This is a genomic window from Planktothrix sp. FACHB-1355, from assembly GCF_014748295.1.
Lineage (GTDB): Bacteria > Cyanobacteriota > Cyanobacteriia > Cyanobacteriales > Aerosakkonemataceae > Aerosakkonema > Aerosakkonema funiforme_A.
The window spans coordinates 1-4,059 of the sequence record NZ_JACJUP010000617.1 but is presented as its reverse complement, the minus strand read 5'-3'; the positions used below and the strand labels follow the sequence as shown (position 1 = coordinate 4,059).

The following is a 4,059-nucleotide window of genomic DNA, read 5'->3' as shown; positions in this document are numbered from 1 at the left end:
CTCTTGTATGCGGCTTGGAGACAGGCGACCACGAAAATTAACTTGCGATTAGGAGGACAAGTTCCTCCTTCCTTTGGGAAATTCCCAGAGTCAGAGCGAGTCGCAGCGAAAGTTCAAAATGCTAACACTAAGAACTTGGATGTTGTACCAATTTGGGAGAGCCAAGTGGAGGTTTCATCGCATTTTGAACCCCCGTCCCTTTAGGGCTGGGGTGGCTTCAGCCTGGCTGCGTTGGTGGGATGCTAATGGTAATTTGTTGTTAGCTGGTAGCGAAAGAGCCGAATTGGAACGGCAGGAGAAAGAATTAGCACAACAACAAGCTGAAGAAGAACGACAACGCGCTGAAGAAGAACGACAACGCGCTGAACAAGAAAGGCAACGTGCCGATCGATTAGCCGCACAGTTACGTGCTTTGGGAATCGATCCTGAAGCTTAGAGCGTAAGTTATTTTTTAGTGGCAGGCGATCGATCTTTAACCTCAAATGCAAAAGCGATCGCCTCTTACCCAAAATTGTATTAAGTCAGCTTGGCAGTAATATGTTAACCTATAATAAAAAAGTTAAAATATAACCAACATTCTCAAAAAAATGTCTCGAACTTTCACCGCAATTGTTTATTGGGAAGAAGATGTATATGTTGCAGAATGTCCTGAAGTAGGGACTGCTAGCCAAGGAGAAACGATTGAAGAAGCGATCGCCAATCTCAAAGAAGCAACAGAACTCTATTTAGAAGAATTCCCTTTGCCTAAAACTTCTCCTCGTCTGTTAACTACATTCGAGGTGTTGAGTGCCTAAACTACCACGGGTCAGCAGTGTAGAAGCTATACGTGCTTTAGAAAACTTAGGTTTTGTGCAAGTGCGTCAGCGGGGAAGTCACCTCATTTTAAAGAAACAATTGCCAGTTGATGACAAAGCAAACCCTCAAGGGGTAGTAGAAGTAGGTTGTGTGGTGCCAGTACAGCGGAAAACTTTGGCAGTGGGAACTCTTAAAAGTATTTTAGAGCAGGCTGGTGTTTCTGTTGAGGATTTTTTGATGAATCTTTAAAGAATAAGCGAATGCTTTGGCTTAGCTTGCCGTAGGCATTCGCTATCTCCTATGACAAGCAACAAAAAACGCGATCGCTCTTGGGTATGATGTGAAAGTGCGATCGGCTCTCCAAAGTGAAACACAATCAACCTAAACTAAGGTTCGGATAAAATGAGAGCTATCGCCTTGTTGGGAAACACTCGTTTTGAATATGTAATTTGGCGAAGTCTTCGCTTTTTTCCATCTCTGCAAGCAATGCAAAGAAACTTAATTCAATTTCGAGCAAGCGATCGAAGTTAGTGAGGAGATTCTTAATTCAACTAAACCCTTCACTAGACATCTCCAAAAATTCTTGTGGGGTAGGCATCCTGCCTGCCCTTTGAGATTCTTTTGGGGGAGATGTCTATTATAGCCTCTTCTTTCCCTAACCCCTAACCCCTAACCCCTAACCCCTAACCCCTAACCCCTAATCCCTAACCCCTACCTCAAAATGCAGCAAGCGCATTGCCTGATGACAATGCGCCGCCTCTGGGGTTAATCAAAACTAATTAAACAAGTTGCAGTTGAAGAAAAGATTTACCGAGATTTGTTAAATCTCCTCTTGCGCCTTCTTGCAATAGCTTTGCGCTTGCGTTTTTCCGGAGGTGTCTCGAAGTGGCGCAGACGCTTTATATCTGAAAAAATCCCCGCTTTGGAGACCTGACGCTTAAATCGACGTAAAGCTGATTCAAGCCCTTCATTTTCCCCTACAATCACTTGGGTCATCGTGTCTACTCCTAAGCATGGGCTAGTAGCTGGATTGTTGCGATCGCTAGGTTAAGCGCTTTAGCAAACGTTTGCTGAGTGTGCGCTCTTGCAAGCCATCGCCTAAGAGAATCAAACAGCTTACATCGGGTAGAGCCATAAATAAAGGGAATTCAGTGTACCGAATACCCTCGAACAGGAGTTTACCGAATTAACTGCTACGCAATCCCTTAGCTGCAAAGCTTAATAGCGGCGAGAAGAGAATTTCCCACCACCATTACCGCCTCGGCGATCTCCACCGCGACCGCCGCCCCTATCCTCACGGGGTTTGGCCTTATTAACCTTCAGGTTGCGACCCATCCACTCAGCACCGTCAAGGGCATCGATGGCAGCAGCTTCTTGAGATTCTGCTTCCATTTCCACAAAAGCAAAGCCGCGCACGCGACCCGTTTCGCGGTCAGTAGGAAGCTGAACGCGCTTCACAGTACCATATTCAGCGAAAACTTCGCTGATGTCTTCTTGTGTAACTTCGTAGGATAAATTGCCAACGTAGATTGACATAAAGTCTCTCCAGAATCAGATGAAGTAGAGATTTAGATCCGGAGAGGCGCTTGTAAGTGTACTAACAACAAACTCTACCACCGAATTAACTCCCCTAAAAAGAGGTTAGCACAAAATCGAAACAAGCCAGCCAAAAGCTGCTTAATCCAGATAATATCGTTTCTGACCGAATATCCTAAAGTCAGGAAATTTGAATGAAGACAGGTACAGACGAGTGTGCTGAAGACATTGTTAATTTTTTTGGTTGCTTTAATACCGCCGCTAATTTCTGTATGGGTGATGCGTAAAGCAGAGGCGCGAGCGCGAGAAAGGCTGAGAATTGCGATGGATAGAGCTGCCCTTGCACCCCTGGTTATATCGCCGCCACCTGCTGAACTCGAATACATTGGTGACACCAGCTGTAAATTTAATGCTCGTTCGCCCTACCTGCGTTGTACAGTCAATCCGTTAGGGCCATGTCAAGATTGTCCCCACTATCAACCGCGATAGCGGTTTCTGTGCGTTGCTAGTGACATCCTCCTACACCGAATCAAAGATTACGGTGTAGGCTTCCCAAAATCACTTTTGGGCATTCACAAAAAAAGGGGATGATTTACACCATCCCCTTCAAACCATTCACCTAGAGTGTTGAGATTAAAATTGAGCTACGTACTGTTCCTTCTCCGGTAGAACAGTGTACTCAGCAACGATCTGCCGAAACTCTTCACCCTCGATCGTTTCTTTTTCCACCAAAAGATCCACCACTCGATCGATCGCAGTCCGATTCTCGCGAATCATCCGCTTCGCATCCTCGTAACAATGCTCCACAATCTTGCGTACCTGAGTATCAACACGAGATGCAATTTCTTCAGAATACTCCGATCGCGTCATCAAGTCCCGACCCAGAAACACCTCGCTGCTTTGACTTTCCAACGACAGCGGGCCTAAGTCCGACATCCCGAAGCGCGTCACCATTTGCCGCGCCATCCCCGCAACTTGTTGCAAGTCGCCACCAGCACCAGTAGTCACCTCAGCATCGCCGAAGATCACGTCTTCTGCCGCACGACCGCCCAAAGCAGCAGTAATGCGTGCTTTCAGTTGGCCTCTGGAAACCAAACCTTGCTCTTCGTTAGGAGCGAACCAAGTCAAACCGCGAGCTTGACCGCGAGGAATCAAGGTAACTTTTTGTACCGGGTCGTGGTCTTTGAGCAGCGTACCGACGATCGCGTGACCGATTTCGTGATAAGCAATCAAACGCTTCGTCTTGCTATCCACCAAAGGCGTACCTTCCATCCCGGCCACAACCCGGTCAACCGCATCGTTGATTTCCAGCATAGTAATTGCTTCTTTGCGGCGACGTGCAGTCAGAATTGCCGCTTCGTTGAGCAAATTCGCCAAATCCGCACCGCTAAATCCGGGAGTGCGACGAGCGATCGCATCCAAAGAAATTTCTTCTGCTAATTTCTTATTACGGGCGTGGACTTTGAGAATTTCCAACCGGCCATTAATATCCGGTGTATCAACTGTCACCTGCCTGTCAAAGCGTCCCGGACGCAACAAAGCCGCGTCGAGAACATCAGGACGGTTAGTAGCCGCGATGATAATGATACCGCTGTTACCTTCAAAACCATCCATTTCCGTCAGCAGCTGGTTGAGAGTTTGTTCCCGTTCGTCGTTACCGCCGCCGATACCAGTACCGCGCATCCGTCCGACCGCATCAATTTCATCGATGAAGATCAGACAGGGGGC

8 protein-coding genes and 1 pseudogene are annotated in these 4,059 nt (G+C 47.2%); 5 read left to right on the top strand and 4 right to left on the bottom strand.

Going from position 1 to position 4,059, the window contains the following annotated elements:
- From H6S82_RS33045 to H6S82_RS21725, 4 genes and pseudogenes are all read left to right on the top strand, one after another.
- Positions 1 to 204 (top strand): hypothetical protein (locus H6S82_RS33045; protein WP_206756885.1); only part of this gene is annotated, 204 nt, incomplete at its 5' end.
- 19 nt (positions 205 to 223) lie between these two features.
- Positions 224 to 436 (top strand): annotated as a pseudogene (locus H6S82_RS21735) (hypothetical protein); the annotation flags it as partial.
- A 151-nt stretch (positions 437 to 587) separates the two neighbouring features.
- Positions 588 to 794 carry a type II toxin-antitoxin system HicB family antitoxin gene (locus H6S82_RS21730; protein ID WP_190475728.1) on the top strand — a complete coding sequence of 69 codons (207 nt, stop codon included), beginning with the start codon at positions 588 to 590 and terminating at the stop codon, positions 792 to 794.
- Positions 787 to 1,044 carry a type II toxin-antitoxin system HicA family toxin gene (locus H6S82_RS21725; RefSeq protein WP_190475726.1) on the top strand — a complete coding sequence of 86 codons (258 nt, stop codon included), beginning with the start codon at positions 787 to 789 and terminating at the stop codon, positions 1,042 to 1,044. Before H6S82_RS21730 ends, H6S82_RS21725 begins: the two co-directional genes overlap by 8 nt.
- Here H6S82_RS21725 and H6S82_RS34135 read toward each other — a convergent pair.
- From H6S82_RS34135 to H6S82_RS21715, 3 genes are all read right to left on the bottom strand, one after another.
- A complete protein-coding gene (locus tag H6S82_RS34135) occupies positions 1,041 to 1,169 on the bottom strand; it encodes a hypothetical protein (RefSeq protein ID WP_277926528.1) in 129 nt (42 codons plus the stop codon). The genes H6S82_RS21725 and H6S82_RS34135 overlap by 4 nt on opposite strands.
- A gap of 433 nt (positions 1,170 to 1,602) precedes the next feature.
- Entirely contained in the window at positions 1,603 to 1,791 is a 189-nt protein-coding gene (gene rpsU / locus H6S82_RS21720; protein WP_190475724.1) for a 30S ribosomal protein S21, read from the bottom strand.
- A gap of 222 nt (positions 1,792 to 2,013) precedes the next feature.
- Positions 2,014 to 2,331 (bottom strand): RNA-binding protein, encoded by a 318-nt coding sequence (locus tag H6S82_RS21715; protein ID WP_190475721.1) that lies wholly within the window; start codon positions 2,329 to 2,331, stop codon positions 2,014 to 2,016.
- Between the two features lie 279 nt (positions 2,332 to 2,610).
- Here H6S82_RS21715 and H6S82_RS33675 point away from each other — a divergent pair, with 279 nt between their 5' ends.
- Positions 2,611 to 2,820 (top strand): DUF6464 family protein, encoded by a 210-nt coding sequence (locus H6S82_RS33675; protein ID WP_242057062.1) that lies wholly within the window; start codon positions 2,611 to 2,613, stop codon positions 2,818 to 2,820.
- A 144-nt stretch (positions 2,821 to 2,964) separates the two neighbouring features.
- Here the strand turns inward: H6S82_RS33675 and H6S82_RS21705 are convergent.
- Positions 2,965 to 4,059 (bottom strand): AAA family ATPase (locus tag H6S82_RS21705; protein ID WP_191056688.1); only part of this gene is annotated, 1,095 nt, incomplete at its 5' end.